This window comes from Novosphingobium profundi (genome assembly GCF_020524485.1).
Taxonomy (GTDB): Bacteria; Pseudomonadota; Alphaproteobacteria; order Sphingomonadales; family Sphingomonadaceae; genus Novosphingobium; species Novosphingobium profundi_A.
Genome location: NZ_JAIVLF010000001.1, coordinates 872,332 through 891,552, shown reverse-complemented (window position 1 = coordinate 891,552; position 19,221 = coordinate 872,332). Strand labels below are relative to the sequence as shown.

Below are 19,221 nucleotides of genomic sequence, written 5' to 3'. Positions count from 1 at the left end.
GCGCCATGCGCACGATCTCCCCCCTCCTCCTCGCCGCCACCGGGCTGGCGCTCGCCACGCTGGCCAGCGCCCTGCCCGCGCAAGGCTCGCCGCCTGCCCAGGAAGAGGTCGCGCGCGGCAAGGCTGTCTTCGCGCGCCACTGCGCGGCCTGCCATGGGCGCGGCCCCGGTGATGACGGCTCTCCCAAGCTCCCTGGGACCGCAGCCCTTGCCGCGCGCTACCAGGGTAGCCTGCCCGGCGCCCTGGAAGAGCGCGAAGACCTCGACACCGAAACGATCCTCTACTTCGTACGCCATGGCTCGGGCCCGATGCCCATGTTCCGCAAGACCGAAGTGAGCGACGCCGATGTCGGGGCCATATCCGCCTACCTGTCAGCGAGTGCCGCATCGACGAAGAACTAGTTGCCGCCATCCACGCCCACTTTTCGCTCCGATCCCGAAAGAGCGACAGAACCTCTCCCCCTCCACTCTCTAAGCCGCGTCTGCCCACGAAATTCAAGAATATTGTATACATGCCATCCAGACGGGGGCGAAACAGACTTAGGCAGAGGCCCAAGCATATACGAAAAAGCCCCTTGTACTTTTCACGGACACTTAGGTCAGTTTACGCCATATCGGCTCTTTCTACATGCCTTCGCCACACCTGCACGAATTGACGACGTCTCATTTCTCTAACTAATCTCCCCTGACTCGACATTGCCGGATGAGTATTCGGCACCAGGCTCAGATAGTTCGCAACGCCAGACAGGCACCCTCCCCGGCACGCAGGTTTTCGGGCCTCTCCTTGCCGGGGGATGCTTCTGCGCGTCGTGTGCGGACCGGGCGGGAGGGACCCGGGTCGGATTCAAGAGGAGGGTGGAAATGGATACAGCACACAAGGGCAGACAGATCGACGAGGCCAACAAGGCGGGCTTTGGCCAGGAGGCGCGCACATGAGCCTCACACGCATCCTCGAGAACTTCGAAAGCGGCACCGGCCCCTTCCTGACCTTTGGCGGCGACATTGACCTCGTCAACGAAGCCTCACTCTCCAACGGCATCGCCTCGGCCTCAGGCTCGGCGCACCTGCGCATCGGCCCCTCGACGGAGGGAACCGCCTTCACCCGTTTCGACGGATACCGCACCGGAGACGACGCGGGCCTTGCGACGCGCATCACGATCTACCTCGACACCGATATGGCCAGCGGGGAAGGCTTCGAATATTCGGTCGCCGCCAACGGAGCGAATGGCCTGCATCTGCGCGACTTCGTCTTCCACGTCACGCAGGACACCAGTTCGGACGCGCTGCTGGTAGGCGTAAGCAACAATTCCAGTGCCGCCCCGCGCCAGGACCTCGAGAACGGCGCGCACCTGGAGGTCTCCTCCTCGGGTTGGTACACCTTCGAGCATGTCTTCCAGGAGAGTACCAGCGGCACTCTGGAAGTCGTGATGAACGTCTACGGCCCGGGCGAGAGCCTCCTCTTCAGCGAAACGCTTGGCGCGCCTCAGGATGACTTCGCGGCAAGCTACGGGGGCAATCGCTACGGCTGGTTCACGCGCATCGATGTCGCGAACGGTATCGCCGTCGACGACCTCTCGCTGGCGACGGTGGACACTGCCCCTGTCCAGGTCTTCGCCGGAACCACGATCCTGGGCGCCTACGCCAGCACCGCCGAGGCCAAGGCCGCCATTGCCGCAAGCGAGATCACGGGCGACACGCTCTTCATCGAAACCACCGGCAGTGATGACGGCTTCTTCCATGTCGTCCCCGGCATGTCGATCCAGGCCGCGCTCGATGCCAGTGCGGATGGCGACACGATTGACATCGCGGCCGGCAGCTATGCCGAAAATCTCGTGATCGCCACCGCCGTCAATTTCCTCGGCGCGCAAACGAGCGAAGGCGAACCGGCCGTCACCATCGGCACCGGCGCGGGCACGGCCCTCCTCGTCACGGCGGACGCCGCGTCCGGAACGCTCGACATTGCGAACATCGCGGCCGATGGGGGCGCCGTCGGCGTCTCGGTTGCCACCAGCGCACAACTGGCCGCGCTCAACCTCGACAACGTCCACATCGCGAACATGTCGGGCAGCGGCTTCAACGCCAACGAGACAGCCGCCGTCGCGGCCATCGCGATCACCGGTTCGCAGTTCGAGCGCAACGCGCTTGGCGGGTCCAACGGCACCGGCGACATCGTCTTCTTCGAGTACACCGGCGATATCACCTTGCGCGATGTCGCCATTACCGGCGCCGCGGCCGGAACCACCCCCCGCGCGGACAACGCCATCCAGATCGCGGGCTTCACCCAGGCGAGTTACGATGTCACCGGCCCCATCGGCAACGTGATCCTAGATGGCGTCCACGTCACCGGCGACTACGACAAGCCCCAGTTCATGGTGCAGGGCTACACCGACCTGTCCGGCCTCGAGATCACCGGCTCCAGCCTCACCGGCGCCAGCGGCTGGGGCTATCTGGCCTTCATCGACCCCATCTCGAGCGCCGACACCGGCACGGCGCCCGGAACACCGGGACGGCCGGGCGGCTACGACGGCAGCGGCGTCGACACCAGCACGCTCGACCTGTCCGGGCTGAGCGTCACCAACACCTCGCCCTCCCCGGCCGAATTCGACGTCTTCGTGCGCGGCCTGGCCGCCGATGATGTCCAGACCGGCACTGAAGCCAACGACGCGTTGGGCTTCCCCTCCGAGACCGACGAGGACCTGGGCGGTGATGACACTCTGTCCGGCCTTGGCGGCGACGACCTCCTCTTCGGGGGGCTGGGCGCGGACACGCTCGACGGCGGCGAGGACACCGACACCGCTTTTTACCGCGCACCCGCCAGTGCGGCGAGCCTTGCCGTCACGACCGATGCCATCGGCTTCGTCACCGCCTTTACCGGCGTGACCACACCCGAGGACGGCAGCGACGTGCTGAGCGGGATCGAGATCCTCTCCTTCGGCTTCGGCACGCCCACGCCGACCGTCTTCGACCTCACCGATCCGGTGCAACTGGTCGACGGGTCCGGGGCCCTTCTGGGCACCTTCGCCACGATCCAGGATGCCGTCGATGCCGCAGGCAACGGCCACGAAGTTCTCGTCAGCGCGGGCACCTACCGCGAGCAGGTTCTGGTGGAGGGCAAGAGCCTGCGCATCACCGGCGCGGACGGCGCCACTCTGGAGGCGCCCGATCACGCCGCGATTGCCAGCAACGGCGGCAGCTTTGCCCTTATCACCGCAGGTAGCGGGGCCGATCTTGTCGTGACCGGCCTCGACATCGACGGGCGCGGACAAGGCAACGGCTTCGTCAGCGGGACGTTCGCCGCCATCGCCTTTCTCGATGCCGATGGCGCTTATGTCGACGGCACGATCTCCGGCATGCGCGACAGCGTGCTGAGCGGCGCGCAGCATGGCTACGGCGTGCTGGCGCGCAGCACCGCAGGTGCGTCCCACAGTGTCGCAGTCGTCGATGCGACGCTCCTCGACATCCAGAAGAACGCCATCGACGCGCGCGGCGAAGGCCTGCACCTCTCGGTGACCGGCTCGCAGATCTCGGGCGCGGGCGCCACCGACCTGATCGCCCAGAACGGCATCGTTCTGGTCAGCGATGCCGACGCCACCTTGTCGGGCAACACCATTTCGGGCTTCGCCTATACGCCCGGCACCTGGAGCGCGGCGGGAATCCTGGCCTACGATGCCGGCGTCGTCGACATCACCGGCAATACGCTCACAGCGCCCTCCACTTCAGGTTCGGTCGGCATCTACCTCTACGATACCGAAGCCTCCGCAATGACCGGCAACAGCCTCACCGGGACCGGCTGGGCCCTCACGCAGGCGGGGACGTTCACGGCCGCGCATTCCGAAGACACCAGCGCACCCAACAGCTTTGCGGGCAACACGCTGAACCTCAACATCGCGCCCGATGCATCCTCCACGTCCTACCTCGTCAACGGCTCGCCGGGCGATGATGTCCTTGCGGGCAGCGACGGCGAAGATGTCCTTTCCGGCAATGGCGGCGATGACAGCCTCGTCGGCGGCAACGGCGGCGATGACCTCTCCGGCGGCGCGGGCAACGATACGCTGGAAGGTGGTGGCGGCAGCGACCTGCTCGATGGCGGCGATGGCGACGATATCATCCAAGCTGGCGGCGGACGCGACATCATCCGCTTCAGCGCAGGTCTGGACACCGTCAACGGCGGCGCCGGACAGGACACCTTGCTGCTCGCCGGAACGGCTGCGGACTACGCCATCCTCGTCCTCGGCCTCGACCATTTCCGCATCACCCGCCACGCCGATGGCGCCGTGACCGAGGCGACCAGCATCGAGACACTCGGCTTCGTTCCTGCCGACCCCTTGGTAGCAAACGACGACATCTTCGCCGTCACCGCTGGCGACCTGCACGTCCTTGACGTGCTCGGCAACGACATGGGCACCGGCATGATCATCGGGGCAGGCCTTACCGCAGGGGACGGCACGCTGTCCGTGACCGGCGCGGGCGATGCGCTCGAACTCGACCTGACCGCGGCCTATGCGTACCTCGATGCAGGCGAGACCGGCGCGGTCAACATCGCCTACCTGCTCTCCGATGGCGCCAGTTCCAGCGATGTCGGCTTCGTCACCGTCACCATCCTGGGCGTGGCCGACCCTGTGGGCCCTGTGGGGGACATCGATGGCGCGATCAACGCCGTCGCCGAGGGGCTCGCCGCCGGCGCGGCCACGGGCATCACCGCAAGAGCCATTGATCCCGACACCGCCAACTGGGTGAACTACAGCCTGCTCGACGATGCCGACGGGGCCTTCGTGATCGACGCGGCGAGCGGGGTCGTCACCACCGCGCTCACCTTGGACCGCGAGGGGGCGGGCGGCGCCTCCCGCGCGATCACGGTGGCCGCGACCTCAAGCGACGGAACGTCCTCGCAAGCAAACTTCACCATCGCCGTGACCGATACCAGCGACACCGCGATCTCGGCGATCAGTGACACCGACATAGCCCCCGACCGCGTCCTGGAAGGTGCCGCCGCAGGGACATTCGTCGGCCTCACCGCCTTCGCCAGCGACCCGGACCTTGCCGACACGGTCACCTACAGCCTTGATGACGATGCGGGCGGTGCGTTCATGATCGCATCGGACAGCGGCGTGCTCTCGGTGGCTGACGGCGCCCTCATTGATCGCGAGAGCGCGGCCAGCCTCGATGTCACCGTGCGCGCCACCTCCAGCGATGGTAGCCATGAGGTCCGCACGTTCACCATCGCCATCGCGGATGAGGACGAGTTCGACGTCTCCGCACCCTTCGACACTCTCGGCGCTCCGGGCGGCCTCGTGACCGAGAACGCCGGACTGGGTACGGCGACCGGCATCCACGTCAGTGCGCAGGATGCCGACGCCACGACCAACGGGGTCTCCTACTCGCTCCTCGACGATGACGGCGGGCGCTTCCTCGTCTCGGCGACCACCGGCGAAGTCCTTGTCGCGGGCAGCGTCGACCGCGAGGACGGTGCCAGCCGCTTCATCACCGTCCGCGCGACGTCCGATGACGGATCACACGCGGACACCACGTTCGAGATCCAGGTCGCAGACGTGAACGAGTTCGCGGTCACCGCGCCCGTGGACAGCGATGCAGGCGAGAACCTTGTCGGCGCCGCACCTTCCGAAGGGGACTATACCGGGATCACGGTGAACGCCCTGGATGGCGACGCCACTCTCAATGCAGTCACCTACACGCTGCTCGCAGGCGGGGACGACTTCGCCATCGACGCCCTGACCGGGGTCGTGACCGTGGGCGCCGGTTTCGACACCAGCGGACCGGTCACCCGTGCAATCACCGTCGAGGCCCTTTCAGCCGACGGATCGCGCGCGCAGGCCAGCTTCGACATCTCGGTGGGCTCTGCCTTCACCATCATCGATGGAACCAGCGGACGCGACAACCTTGACGGCACGTCCGGTCGCGATGTCCTCAACGGGTTTGGCGACAACGACAAGCTCTTTGGCCTCGATGGCAACGACGTGCTTTTCGGCGGAGACGGCAAGGACCGGCTCAACGGCGGATCGGGCGACGACGAGATGCATGGCGGCGCCGACAACGACACCTACTATGTCGATTCCCTGGGCGATAGCGTCATCGAGGACGCCTTGGGCGGCACGACCGACACGGTGGTCAGCGATATCTCGATCACCGAGCTCTTCGCCCATGTCGAGAACCTCGAACTTGCAGGGACAGGCAATCTCGACGCCACCGGCAACGCTCTCGACAACAAGATCACCGGCAATGGCGGCGCCAACGTCCTTGCCGGTGGCGACGGGCGCGACAAGCTCTATGGCGAAGGGGGGAACGACACCCTGATCGGAGGGGATGAGGTCGACATTCTCGATGGCGGCGCGGGCGATGACGTGCTCATCGGGAATGCGGGCCGCAACATCCTGACCGGAGGCGCCGGAGCGGACATGTTCGTCCTTGCCAACATGCCCGCCGATGCGACGACCTACGACAAGATCAAGGATTTCGATGCGCTGGACGGCGATGTCATCGCGTTGGAAGGCGCGGTCTTCACAGCGCTCGGGCTCACGGTCGAGGCGGGCGAAATCGTGATGGGAACCGAGGCGCTCGAGGCCGACGATTTCCTCATCTTCGATGCAGGCTCTGGCAAGCTCTACTACGATGCCGATGGCAGCGGTGCAGGCGAAGCGCAGCAGATCGCGCTTCTCGACGGTGTCACCACGCTGACCGAGGCGGACATCCTCATCCTCTGACCTCCTCACACCACAAACGGGCGCAAGGACCAAATCCTTGCGCCCGTTTGCAATGGTGTCGGCACTGCTCCCTCGGCAGGCTCAATCCGCCTTGGGGGTGCCCCGGATCACGGCCACTTCGTGGTAGAGCGGGACGTTGGGATCCTTGTCGAGCAGCGCCTGCGCCGCGCGGGCCGAGAGAGGTTCGTGGCCCAGCGGATCGGCGAAGAAGCGGCAGACGAACTCGCCCTCCAGATCGGTGCCGGTCAAGGCGCCTTCCAGCGTCACGAAGAAGGAGATGTCGGTTCCCGCATGCTGCAGGACAAGCTGCGAGGCCAGCTTCTCCGGCTCATACCCGTTGGCACGGAACATCTCGAAGATGAGATCGCTGCCGATGCGGCAGCCGAAATTCATGACCACGTCGGCCTTGGGCGCCTGCTCCTTGATGCGGCGCAGCAGGGCCTCGTTCAGCCCCAGGCCCACCGAGTTGTAGGGATACTCATCAAACATCGCCCAAGGGTAATAATGGGCGATGTGGTCCTGGGCCTCATCGTCGGCACCCTGCGGCAAATCGACCGCGTGCTCGGCCCGAAAGGCCGCGAAACGCTCGTCATTGGGGTCTCCCACCTGCGGCAGACAGCCTATCACGACGTCGGTCTTCGCGATCTTGGCACGGGCCTCATCGGTATCGATCAGGCTGACCGCGCCCTCGACGGGCTGGAAGCTGTCGGCGCGTTCGGGGGCGAGGTTGGCGACGTTGCGCTTGGCCAGTTCCACCAGGCGCGGATCGAGGTCGCTGCCGTAGAACACCTTGGCCCCGCAATGGCGCAGCACGAAGGCCACGTTGGTGCCGGTTCCGACGCCAACTTCGTAGACAGCCTTGCCTTCGAGGCCGGCGGCCTTGAGGCCTTGCTGGAACGTGATCGTCCAGGGATCGGTGGGATCGAACGCGTACCCGGGACGTTCGGTCGTCGCGGAGGGATCGTCGTGGCGTGAAATGACCTTGGAGCCATCTGCGTCAGACATTTTCATTCCTTTGTATCAGCATTGCCGGCCCCTGTGCGGGCGCTCTGCCGTTTCAGGGCCTGCACTCAGCGCCCGGGCCGCTCGCTCATGGCGTGCCCTGGGCGGGTCGCATGCCGCTGTGCTGCGGGCCTTGCCTCCCGCAGCGTACTGCCGGGCATCGCGAATCGATGCCCGGGAAATCTCGAAGTCGAATCGACGAAGCGTCAGTCGAGCGTCTTGGGGGCCGGACCGGAGAGGAGTTCGATGCGGCTGGCCAGCTTGCCCAGCGATCCGGTAATCCGCGCGTGATCGCAATCCGCGCCGACGAGGACACCGACACGGCTGCTCCCGGCCTTCTTGCCGACCAGCGCCTGCTTGATGCGCAGCACCGTCGGCGCGTGAGGAAGACCGTTGCAGTCAAGAGTAAGCGAACGTTGCATTTCTTTGCTCCTTACCGGCCGTAGGAACGGCGGCACGTCGGCGTCCACTCGGTGGCAAACCATGGAAAAGACACGGATTGCCGGACGGATACGCCCCGACGGCCAGCACGGGCCGGACTTGCGTTAGCCTGACGCGCACAGGCCTTCGGGCCTCGCGTCAGAACATAGCGCCCGCCGTGCCAAAGCACATGCAGCGAGCCTGATTATAGTTCTTGTTGGTACGACAGAACCACCACTGTACCTAAACAGCAGAACAGCCGAGCAATGCCCAGATAGACATGCGCTCCATCAAATGCTGTCGCCCTCTCCCGACGCCACAAGTCGCCACGCGACCTGAGCTAAAGGCGCCTAGTTCTTATAAAAGAATTTGTTTCTTTTTGCGAAACTCAACTTGAGGCTATGTAGGCTCCCCGGCCTTGTCAAGCGCATTCCCCCCTTTCCTGTCCGCCTGACCAAACCGTGAATTTTCGCCACTTTCACCTGCGCGATCAGCTGCGATAGCCCGGGTCGAGCCGCTCGAGCAGACGCAGGTGCGCCTTCCATTCAAGGCCGATCTCGCTGTCGTCCTGGTCGAGTTCGTCGTACTGGCTGACAACCCGCTGCGCGATCGCCGCGTCGACGCTTTGCAGCGGCCGCCCCATCGCCAATGCAGACTCCTGAATCTCGCACGCCTTGTCGAGATAGAACATCTTGGAAAACATGTGCGCCGCGCTCGCCCCCACGGTGAGAAGGCCGTGGTTGCGCAGGATCAGTGCGACATTGGAGCCCAGGCTCGCGACCACCCGCTCGCGCTCGTCGAGGTCGAGCGCGATGCCCTCGAAATCGTGGTAACCGATGCGGCCATAGAACTGCAGGGCGATCTGGTTGGTCGGGAGCAGCCCCTCGGCAAGACACGAGACCGCAACGCCCGAGCGCGTGTGCGTGTGCATCACCCAGGCCGCATCGTGGCGCCCGCGGTGGACCGCGCTGTGAATGGTGAAGCCGGCTGGGTTCACGCGGTAGGGGCTGTCGGAAACCTTGTTGCCATCGACATCGACCTTCACCAGCGAAGAGGCCGTGATCTCCTCCCACATCAGGCCATAGGGGTTGATGAGGAAATGCCCGTCCTCCCCCGGCACGCGCGCGGTGATGTGCGTGTAGATGATGTCGGTCATGCGGTAGTGCGCGGCCAGGCGATAGCAGGCCGCAAGCTCGACCCGGGTCTGCCACTCGGCCTCGCTCATGCCTGCGCCTTGCGAGCCCGGCGCCTTTTCCAACTGCTGCGTCTCTCGTCCCATCGAATATCCGTCCCTTGCCTGTGATGCCATTCGTGCGCGTGGCGCCGGGGAGCCGAAGATCCCGCACCGGGAAACAGCCGGTTCGGGTTTACTCATTGATATACGCTTGTATAACTCGACTAGCATCGAACGCACGCGAATTCCAGTCGAAGGTGCCTGCAGAGCGTCATGCCCCGGCACCGCACCGCCCATGATCGGGCCCCAACAGGCCCGCCGCAGCGCGCAAGTCAGGAGAGATGAAAGAACATGGCCCCCACCGGAACGATCCACGGTGTTCTGCTGAGCGATACCTTCGACCTCAAGACCTTCTACAAGCTCGACTTCGAGGGGGTCCACGAGGACGTGCGCCTGCTCAATCCGGACGAGGTGGAGGATCCTGCCGCGATCCGCTTCGCCGTGTGCTGGCTGCCGGGCCCTGACGCCTTCGCGCCCTACCCGAACCTTGAAATGGCGATGTCGGTGGGCGCGGGCGTTGACGACCTGCTCGCGCATGACGGGCTCAGCGAGGACATCGCGATCTGCCGCGTGCGCGACCCCTACCAGGCCGAACTCATGGCCGGATTCGCCGCCCACGAGGTCCTGCACCTCGAACGCGATTTTCCGGCCTATGCCGCCGACCAGGCCCAAGCGACCTGGAACCCGCGGCCCCTGCGCCCGCCCCATGCCTTGAAGATCGCGGTTCTGGGCCACGGTTCGATGGGGGCCGCCGTCACCCGCGCGCTCGCCGTACTCGGCTTCTCGGTCTCGGTCGCCTGCCGCAGGCCTCCGGCCACCCCGATCGAGGGCGTCACCTATTGCACTGGCGAGAACGCGATAAGCGAGGCGGCCAGCGGGGCAAATGTCCTCATCAACGTCCTGCCGCTAACGCCCGAGACCCACGGCATCCTGGCCCGCCCGCTGTTCGACAAGGTTGCGCCGGGCTGCTGGCTGATCCAGATCGGCCGGGGCGAGCATCTGAACGAAGCCGATTTCACCGCCGCTCTCGAAGGGGGACAACTCAAGGGCGCGAGCCTCGATGTCTTTGCCACCGAACCCCTGCCAAAGGAGCACGCGTTCTGGTCGGACCCGCGCATCCGCATCACCCCGCATATCGCCAGCGACACCACGCCCCACATCGTGTGCGAGCAGGCGCTCCAGTCCGCGCGCGATGTGCTCGCGGGCCAGCGTCCCAGCCTCGCGGTCGACCGCGCGCAAGGGTACTGAAGGATCCGCCTGCGGCTTGCCCATAAATTATTCGTGCGTATAACAGTAGGCATGACAGCCACGCTTCGCCCCCTAAGGACGGTCGCGGCATGAGCCGCAAGACCTTCCAGCGCCTCGCTCTCGACGAGCGGCGCCAGAGCCTCATGGAGGCCACGCTGACCTGCGTCGCGCGCCATGGTCTCGATGGGACGACGGTGCGGCGCATCACCGAGGAGGCCGGGGTGACCCCTGGCCTCGTGCGTCACTACTTCGGCTCCAAGGATGAGCTGATCAAGAACGCCTATGCCTATCTGATCGGCCAGCTGACTGCGCGGGCCAGCGAAAGTGCGGACACGGGCGAGGACGGACCGCCCGCCGCCCAGCAACTGCGCCAGTTCCTGCTCGGCAATCTCACCAGCCCCAATCTGTCCGAAGACAAGGTCTCGCTCTGGGCCACGTTCATCGGCCAGATCCGGCACGATCCCTTCTTCGCCGAGATCCACCGCGAGGGCTACCGCGAGTTCCTCGAGTTCCTCGAGCGGCTCGTCGAAGGCGTCCTCATCGACCACGGCCTGCCCCACCGCGGCCCGCAGTGCCGCCGCCACGCCATTGCCATCAACGGCCTGATCGACGGGCTGTGGATGGAGGGCTCGCTCAATTCCGGGCTCTACAACCGGGCGATCCTGCCCGACCTTGCCATCGAGGCGACCGAGCGGCTGCTTGGCCTGCCCGCAGGGGCGCTCGGCACGGCCGGGCCCGCCCCCCATGCCCCCGCTTCCCAGCTTCAGGAGGAAATCGCACCATGCGCTATGCCGGAATAACCGACCGCCTTGCCGATCTCGGCGGCGAGAAATGGGCCGTCCACAACGCGGGGCGCGCACGCATGGCCGCGGACGAGGAGATCATCGAGCTCACCATCGGCGAGCCCGACATCCCGGTCGATCCCGCCTTGATCGAGGTCACTTACGAATCGATGAAGCGCGGTCGCACCCACTATTCCAACGGACGCGGCGAAGACGGCCTGCTCGGCGCCCTCGTCGACAAGTACAAGCCGCTCTGGCCCGAAATCACCACCGACAACATCCTCGCCTTTCCCGGCACGCAGACCGCGCTCTACGCGGTCATCACCGCGCTCGTCGACGAAGGCGACGGGGTCCTGGTGGGTGATCCCTACTATGCGACTTACGCGGGCGTGATCCGCGCACCCGGTGCGCTGGTCCAGCCTGTCCCCCTTGATATCGCGAACGGCTTCATCATGCAGCCCGCCGACCTCGAAGCGGCGGTAACGCCCGAGAGCCGCGTGCTCGTGCTCAACACGCCGCACAATCCCACAGGCGCGCTTCTCGACCGGGAGACGATTGCGCAGCTGGGTCGGATCGCCATGGCGCATGACCTGTGGATCGTCTCGGACGAGGTCTACGAGGACCTCATCTTCACCGACGACGAGTTCGCCTCGCCGCTGGAGATCGCCGAGCTGCGCGAGCGCACCATCGTCGTCTCCTCGATCTCCAAGACCTTTGCCGCGACCGGCTTTCGCAGTGGCTGGGCGGTCGGCCCGGCCGAGTTCTGCACCAAGCTCCTGCCGATTTCGGAGACGATCCTGTTCGGCAACCAGCCCTTCATCGCGGACATGACCGAAGCGGCGCTGCGCGGCACGTTCGACACCGCCGAGCGCATGTCCAAAAGCTATGCCCAGCGCGTGAAGGTCATCACCCAGGAGCTCAAGGAATGCCCCACGATCACCGCGGGCAAGGTTTCGGGGGGCATGTTCATCATGCTCGACGTCGCCGACACCGGCCTTGATGCCGAGGCCTTCGTGTGGGGGCTGCTCGAACAGCAGGGCGTGGCGATCATGCCCGGCACCTCGTTCGGCGAGAATGCCAAGACGCTGATCCGCGTTGCGTTGACCGTGCCCGACGAGACCCTGCGCGAGGCGATGCGGCGCATCTGCGCCTTTGCCGCCTCGCTTCATGAAAGCGCGAACACGGTGCCTGCCCAATAAGGCCCGCTACAGCGTCCCGGCGCGTTCAAGCTTCCGGCGCGCGGTCCTCTGGCGCGTCCGCGCGCAAGGGACTGGCCTTCATCGCCTTCATGAAGGCCGCGACATGCGGCAGGAGCGGCGCGAACAGCGGATCGCGCCGGTGGCGCAAAAGGACTTCGGAAAAGAGCTTCACCCCCACCAGGAACTCCGCCGCCTCTTCGCGCGGGAGGAAGGCCTTGGCCTCGATGCGCGGGATCAGGCCGAGTATCTCGTCGTGGTTGGTCACCTCGAAGGTGACGGGCTCGGACGGCGCGGTCTCGCTTTCGGGCGCGGGGATGGGTTCGACGGTGATACGGTAGGAATGGGGCATGGCGCGGACTTTCGAGGCTATCAGTTGACGCAAATCAACTCACACACTCGATTGCCCGAGTCAACCAACATGCTATGCCTGCGCCATGACCGAGAAACTCGCCAACCGCATGCGCAACATCGCCGAGTCCTTCCAGGACCACCTGGCGCACATGCCCGCGCTGCGCGAACTCGCGCTCACGCCGTTCCAGGCCCGGCTCCTGCGTGTCATCGGACAGCGCCCGGGGGTCTCGCAGCTTGAGCTTGCCCGGCGCACCCAGCGCGACAAGGCGCAGGTCGCGCGCGCCATCAAGGAACTCGACACGCGCGGCCTCGTCGAACGCCGGGCCCATCCCGACGACTGGCGCAGCCAGTGCCTGTACCTGACGCCAAGCGCCTCCACCGCCCGCGAAAAAGTCGAAGACCAGCGCCGCGAAGTCGCGGCCATTGCCTTCTCCAGCCTCGATGAAGCCGAGCAAGACCAGCTCATGACGCTCCTTGGCCGGATCGAGAGCACCCTTGCCACGCATCCCGGCCTGTTTGCCAACGCACAGGCGGAGGTTCCCCCGGCCCAACCCGACGAAACCTGAAAAGCGGATATTCATCACCGGCATGCTGCCCAGCGCCAAAGTGTAATCCGCACGTCATACAGCTGTCGCAAAGGCCCGCCCGGAAAGCGCCGCCCCCGCGTGCGCCCCGTCTCCAGGAGGCCAACCATCCCTATATTTCGCCGCTTCGCCCCCGCTTTGCTGGGTACCGCCGTCCTTGGCCTGACGCCGCTGGCCGCCCAGGAACAGCCGGTCCCCCGCTCGGCCGGCACGCCCTATGCCGCGCGCAACCTGCCTGACCGCGTCGTCCTCACCCCCGCCGCCGACCCGACCACGGGCATGGCCGTCGCCTGGCGCACCGATACTGCGCAGGACGCCAGCGAAGCGCAGCTTGCCGTGGCCGTCGACGGCCCGACGCTGGAAGAGAAGGCCATCACCGTGACCGGCGCTCCCGGCACCTTGAAGGACAGCGCCAACGGTCCCGCGCTCTACCACCAGGACCGCTTCGAGGGCCTCACCCCCGACACTGTCTACGCCTATCGCCTCAAGGGCAGCGCCGGCTGGGGGGAATGGCGCCAGTTCCACACAGCGGCGACGGAAGCCGAACCCTTCCGCTTCCTCTACCTCGGCGACATCCAGAACGGCATCCTGACCTATGCCAGCCGCGTCATCCGCCAGGCCTTCCACGGCCACGGCGGGATCGAACTGGTCCTGCTCGCAGGCGACATCGCCGCCCAGCGCGACGACCTCGATCACGATGACGAATGGGGCGAGTTCGGCGAAGCGGGTGGCTACAACTGGGGCATCGTCCCGCAGCTTCCCGCCACCGGCAATCACGAATATGTCGATGTCATCCGCCCCGATGGTTCGGAGAGCCGCAAGCTGGGCCCCTACTGGCCGCTGCAGTTCGCGCTCCCCGACAACGGCGCGCCGGGCGCGAAGGCGACGACCTACTACGTCGACTACCAGGGCGTGCGCTTCATCGTCCTTGACGGCACCTCGGCCATCGATCTTGGCACGATGGAGCAACAGACCGCCTGGCTCGACGAGACCCTGGCCTCCAGCGCGGCCAAGTGGAACGTCGTGCTTTTCCACCAGCCCGTCTTCACCTGCGCGCGCCCCGAGGACATCAGCGAGGTCAAGACCGCGTGGAAGCCCGTGTTCGAGAGCCGCAAGGTCGATCTGGTGCTGCAGGGGCATGACCACTGCTACAGCCGCCTGACCTCCGAAGCAGGCCGCGAGGTCTCCGCCAAGAAGCGTGCCGATGGCGCGGTGCAGGGCCCTGTCTACCTCGTCTCGGTGACCGGCTCGAAGATGTACGGCCTCAACGACCGCGCCCCCAACCAGCCCGACCGCGTGGCCGAAGCGACCGAGCTCTACCAGGTGATCGACGTCGACGGTGATCAGATCAGCTTCCGCACCTACACCGCCTCGGGCAAGCTCTACGACGGCTTCGAGCTTGAGCGCCGCGCCGATGGCAACCACCTGACCGAGATCGACGAGCCCGTCATCGCCGAGCGGACCTGCCATGGCAGCGTCGGTCCCGACGGCGGCAAGTGTGTCGCCAAGCCGAAGTAAGTACATGGAAAGCCACGCAAGGTGGCGGCGTTCTGGCCACCACCTTGCGTGCCCCCGTCGCCACGGCCCTGCGCTGCCCGGGAGCCGTGCCGGTTTCGCCTTCTCTGCCCTGCGCGTGTAACCATGGGCACAGCGCAGGGCCCCTGCGTCAAAAATGGCTCGGAACAACTGCGCGCCTCGTCCGATGTGTTGTGCACACAATGGTCGAACGGGAAGGCGGAAGGTGGCAATGCGGCAGATCCTGCTTCCGGCGCTGACACTGGCCGCGGCATTCCCCACCACGGCCGAGGCGCAGGAAAACAGTGCAGAGAAGACAGTGCAGGGCGAGAGCCCTGCGGCAGGCGGTGCGCCCGCGGACCCTGAAGCCTCCGAAGGCACTGAAGACGCCGACGCGGACGCCAAGGTCGACCGGCTGACCCTCACCCTCGGCGCGACGCTCGTCACCAGCTATATTTCGCGCGGACTGGTCTTCGCGGCCGAGGCCAGCGTCCAGCCCTCGGCCCGGCTCAGTGTTGCGGTCCCCGAACTCGACACTGGCCCTGTATCGGACGTCAGCTTCCACGTGGGCACCTGGAACAACATCAAGATCGAACCCACGCCCGGAGGCGTCGATCCGGACGATTTCAACCGCTTTTACGAGGACGATGTCTATGCCGGGATCGCCTTTCAACTGGCCGAGGACTGGAGCGTGTCGGCGACCTATTACCGCTATGGGTCAATCAGCGGCGCCTTTGCCTCGTACAACGACTTCGAGCTGATCGTCACCTACGACGACACGAAGCTGTGGGGGGACACCCCGCCGCTCAAGAACTTCAAGCTGAGCCCCTCATTGCGCTCGGTCCAGGAGGGCAGCCGCCCCAACCGCCGCGATGCACTCTACCTCCAGCCCTCGATCACGCCGTCCTTTGACGTCGACCTCGGCGCGACCAGCGTCCATGTCGCCGTCCCGCTGATGCTGGGGCTCTCCGATCACTATTACGACGGGCGCGAGGGCGGCACCTATACATTCGGCTATTTCCGGACCGGTGTGCAGTTTTCCGGCAAGCCCGCGCCCGACACCCTGCCCGGCCTGACCCTGAGCGCTGGCGCGGACCTGTGGATCCCCAACACCAAGGTCGCCAGCGGCATCGATGGGCACCACATTGTGGGCTCGCTCGGTCTCTCCTGGACACATTGAGCCCCTGCCCTCACGGGGCCTTGCGCACATGCCGGAAACAAGAACGGGCCGCCGTAGTCGACGACCCGTTCCCCATGTTCTCGGGGAGTCGAACCCCACCCAGCGGGTACCTCGAAAGAAACATGCAACGCCTGATGGTACCTTTTGGCGGGGCAAACGCCAACCCAAAAGCGAATTAACCATGCAAATTGCGAAAATGCCTAATAAATATCACCAAACAATTTCCGAAATAAATTAACCTAACCAGCCTTGTAACTTGATCAACTATTGAAGAACTCGGACGAATGTATCCAATGATTCGCCAATACAACGATGAGTAGATTCGGCGCCATTTGATCCATTCGGCCACATGTACCTGTGTGTTTACCGGTTGAAGGCGGCGTCCCAAACGACGGGAGATCTGCGATGCTTCAACCCACTTATCCAGGTGTCTACACACGCGAATTGCCCAGCGGTGTCCGCACGATCAGCGGCGCGCCGACTTCGGTGGCGCTTTTTGTCGGCCCGACCCGCAGCGGCATCGATCTAAGACCTGTGCGCATACGCAACTTCGGAGACTTCGAACGTCAGTTCGGCGGCCTCGCGGCCACCAGCAGCCTGTCCTATTCGGTCATGCACTTCTTCGGCAACGGCGGGGGCGAGGCTTTCGTCATGCGCGTGCCCGTCAAGGGCTCGGTCAAGGCCCGCAGCCAGATCGAACAGGATGGCACCAACACCGCGGCCATCACGCTCGAAGCGCTCGGTTCGGGGGCCGCGGGAGGCGATATCCTCGTCACCATCGACGATTTCGGGATCGACGCAGCTCCGCTCGGCGGCGCGACAGCGGCGCAGCGCAAGCTCTTCAACCTGACCCTTGTCGACACCGCGCGTGGAACCTCCGAGTTTTTCGGCAACCTCTCGACATCCTCGACCGCCTCGCGCTTTGCCGCCCATGTCGTCAACGACACCGCGACCGGCTCCAAGCTCGTCAAGCTGAGCGTCGAGAGCATGGACGGTCCGGCCCCCACCACCACCGGCTCGGTCTACCAGACCAAGGCCTTGCCGGGCGCGGCCAGCTTCGCCGCCAACTCGCGCATCCGCATTTCGATCGCGGTCCCCAACGCGGCGGGATCGGGAGATGCGGCGGGCGATTCCGTCACCAACCTTGATGTCACTGTCGCGAACGCAGGCGATCCGCGGCCCGCGAGCAAGCTGGAAATGGCAAACCGGCTTGCCGCCGCGATCAATCAAGCCGTGCGCGACAACGCGGCCGCCAAGATGCAGGGGCACGAGATCGAAATCCGGCTCGTCGAAGCGGGCGGCGCGCTCCATCTCACCACCTCGCAGGGCGATGGCACGGCGACCAGCCGCATCGCCGAAGCCAAGATCACGCTTGCCGCTCCTCCCGGCGGAAACACCTTCTTCGACGATTACATCAAGGCGGCCGGGGCGAGCCAGAACGCCTCGCGTTACCGGCTTGGACGGCGCAACGATTCCTCGGGCCAGATCATCACCGCGCAAGTGGCCGCCGGTGCCGATGGCGATGACACCGGCCAGCCCGACGGGCCCGTCTTCAAGTCCGCAGTGACCGGGCTTCTCGAGCGCGATCCCTTCTTCAACCTCCTGTGCCTGCCCGATCTTGCCCGCCCCAGCGCCGCCGATCCGCGCGCCGCGCACCACGGCAATGCCGGCTCGATCTATGCCGATGCCGCGCTGCTGTGCCAGCGCCACCATGCCTTCCTGATTGTGGATCCCCCGCCAAGCGCCTTCGACACGGGGTCTGCCGAGGCGTGGAAGTCGCTGGGTTTCAGCTTCCAGTCGACCCATTCGGCCGCCTTCTTCCCGAATATCCGGGTGGACGATCCGCTGGCTCCCGGGTCAATTCTTTCGCACCCGCCTTCGGGCGCCATTGCCGGCCTCTTCGCGCGCACCGACGGGGAGCTGGGCGTATGGACCGCGCCTGCGGGAACCAGCGCGGTGATCAGCGGGGCCTATGGCCCCTCGGTCGAGCTCTCCGATGCCGATCAGGGACTGCTCAACCCGATCGCGGTCAACTGCATCCGCAAGTTCCCGGTCTTCGGCACCGTCAACTTCGGCGCGCGCACCATCGACGGCGCCAACGCGGCGGCCAGCGAATGGAAGTACATCCCCGTCCGCCGCACCGCGAGCCACATCCTGCGCAGCCTGTCCGAAGGCCTGCGCTGGGCCGTCCACAAGCCCAACGGCGAGGAACTGTGGGGCCAGCTGCGCCTGGCCTGCACCTCCTTCATGCAGGGCCTGTTCCGGCAGGGCGCCTTCCAAGGCGTGTCCCCGCGTGAGGCCTTCTTCGTCCAGTGCGATGCCAGCACCACCAGCCCGGCCGACATGGACCAAGGCATCGTCAACATCGTGATCGGCTTCGCCCCGCTCAAGGTGGCGGAATTCGTCGTCATCTCGCTGCGCCAGAAGACCGGCCAGTCGGCCTAACCGGGAGAGGACAGGAACATGGCCCAATTCTCCGTCAACGCACGCCGGCTGGACCCGTACAAGAACTTCAAGTTCCGGGTGAAATGGGACGGGCGCTACGTCGCGGGCGTCTCCAAGGTCTCGCTGCTCAAGCGCGCGTCCGAAGTCATCAAGCACCGCTCGGGCGGGGACCCGTCGACCAGCTTCAAGTCGCCCGGTCGGACCGAGTTCGAGCCGGTCACCCTGGAAGCGGGCGTCACCCACGACCAGGCCTTCGAACAGTGGGCCAACAAGGTGTGGAACTTCGGCTCGATGCCCGGCGGCGAAGTCTCGCTGGCCGACTTTCGCAAGGACATCATCCTCGAACTGCTGAACGAGGCAGGCCAGGTGGTGATGGCCTACAACCTCTACCGCTGCTGGGTGTCCGAGTACGAGGCCCTGCCCGATCTCGACGCCAACGCCAACGCGGTCGCGATCACCAAGCTCAAGCTCGAGAACGAGGGCTGGGAACGCGACTACGCGGTGACCGAGCCGAGCGAACCCTCCTTCGTCGAGCCGTGACGG

General features: G+C 65.6%; 14 protein-coding genes. 10 read left to right on the top strand and 4 right to left on the bottom strand.

What is annotated here, in order from left to right; genetic code table 11:
• Nucleotides 1-5 precede the first annotated feature (5 nt).
• Together LC060_RS03820 and LC060_RS03815 are read left to right on the top strand one after the other, a co-directional pair.
• A complete protein-coding gene (locus LC060_RS03820) occupies nucleotides 6-401 on the top strand; it encodes a c-type cytochrome (RefSeq protein ID WP_226632852.1) in 396 nt (131 codons plus the stop codon).
• A 530-nt stretch (nucleotides 402-931) separates the two neighbouring features.
• A complete protein-coding gene (locus LC060_RS03815; RefSeq protein WP_226632850.1) occupies nucleotides 932-6,718 on the top strand; it encodes a beta strand repeat-containing protein in 5,787 nt (1,928 codons plus the stop codon).
• A gap of 81 nt (nucleotides 6,719-6,799) precedes the next feature.
• Here the strand turns inward: LC060_RS03815 and LC060_RS03810 are convergent, their stop codons facing one another.
• From LC060_RS03810 to LC060_RS03800, 3 genes are all read right to left on the bottom strand, one after another.
• Complete coding sequence (locus LC060_RS03810; protein WP_226632848.1) at nucleotides 6,800-7,723, bottom strand: hypothetical protein; 924 nt, start codon at nucleotides 7,721-7,723, stop codon at nucleotides 6,800-6,802.
• A 203-nt stretch (nucleotides 7,724-7,926) separates the two neighbouring features.
• Nucleotides 7,927-8,142, bottom strand: a complete 216-nt coding sequence (locus LC060_RS03805) for a hypothetical protein (RefSeq protein ID WP_226632846.1) — start codon at nucleotides 8,140-8,142, stop codon at nucleotides 7,927-7,929.
• A gap of 488 nt (nucleotides 8,143-8,630) precedes the next feature.
• Complete coding sequence (locus tag LC060_RS03800) at nucleotides 8,631-9,419, bottom strand: class II aldolase/adducin family protein (RefSeq protein ID WP_226632844.1); 789 nt, start codon at nucleotides 9,417-9,419, stop codon at nucleotides 8,631-8,633.
• Between the two features lie 246 nt (nucleotides 9,420-9,665).
• Between LC060_RS03800 and LC060_RS03795 the strand changes: the two genes are divergently transcribed.
• From LC060_RS03795 to LC060_RS03785, 3 genes are all read left to right on the top strand, one after another.
• Nucleotides 9,666-10,622 carry an NAD(P)-dependent oxidoreductase gene (locus tag LC060_RS03795; RefSeq protein WP_226632843.1) on the top strand — a complete coding sequence of 319 codons (957 nt, stop codon included), beginning with the start codon at nucleotides 9,666-9,668 and terminating at the stop codon, nucleotides 10,620-10,622.
• Nucleotides 10,623-10,711: 89 nt separating this feature from the next.
• Entirely contained in the window at nucleotides 10,712-11,422 is a 711-nt protein-coding gene (locus LC060_RS03790) for a TetR/AcrR family transcriptional regulator (protein WP_226632841.1), read from the top strand.
• Entirely contained in the window at nucleotides 11,404-12,603 is a 1,200-nt protein-coding gene (locus LC060_RS03785) for a pyridoxal phosphate-dependent aminotransferase (protein ID WP_226632839.1), read from the top strand. Before LC060_RS03790 ends, LC060_RS03785 begins: the two co-directional genes overlap by 19 nt.
• A 25-nt stretch (nucleotides 12,604-12,628) precedes the next feature.
• Here LC060_RS03785 and LC060_RS03780 read toward each other — a convergent pair whose 3' ends face one another.
• Nucleotides 12,629-12,952 carry a DUF3861 domain-containing protein gene (locus LC060_RS03780; protein WP_226632831.1) on the bottom strand — a complete coding sequence of 108 codons (324 nt, stop codon included), beginning with the start codon at nucleotides 12,950-12,952 and terminating at the stop codon, nucleotides 12,629-12,631.
• 85 nt (nucleotides 12,953-13,037) lie between these two features.
• Between LC060_RS03780 and LC060_RS03775 the strand changes: the two genes are divergently transcribed.
• The 5 genes from LC060_RS03775 (at nucleotide 13,038) to LC060_RS03755 (ending at nucleotide 19,218) form a co-directional block, all read left to right on the top strand.
• Nucleotides 13,038-13,520, top strand: a complete 483-nt coding sequence (locus LC060_RS03775) for a MarR family winged helix-turn-helix transcriptional regulator (RefSeq protein WP_226632829.1) — start codon at nucleotides 13,038-13,040, stop codon at nucleotides 13,518-13,520.
• 156 nt (nucleotides 13,521-13,676) lie between these two features.
• Entirely contained in the window at nucleotides 13,677-15,056 is a 1,380-nt protein-coding gene (locus tag LC060_RS03770) for a purple acid phosphatase family protein (RefSeq protein ID WP_226632827.1), read from the top strand.
• 229 nt (nucleotides 15,057-15,285) lie between these two features.
• Nucleotides 15,286-16,233 (top strand): hypothetical protein, encoded by a 948-nt coding sequence (locus tag LC060_RS03765; protein ID WP_226632825.1) that lies wholly within the window; start codon nucleotides 15,286-15,288, stop codon nucleotides 16,231-16,233.
• A gap of 405 nt (nucleotides 16,234-16,638) precedes the next feature.
• On the top strand, nucleotides 16,639-18,678 hold the full coding sequence (locus LC060_RS03760) for a phage tail sheath C-terminal domain-containing protein (RefSeq protein WP_226632823.1): 2,040 nt from the start codon (nucleotides 16,639-16,641) through the stop codon (nucleotides 18,676-18,678).
• A gap of 18 nt (nucleotides 18,679-18,696) precedes the next feature.
• A complete protein-coding gene (locus LC060_RS03755; protein WP_226632821.1) occupies nucleotides 18,697-19,218 on the top strand; it encodes a phage tail protein in 522 nt (173 codons plus the stop codon).
• Nucleotides 19,219-19,221 lie beyond the last annotated feature (3 nt).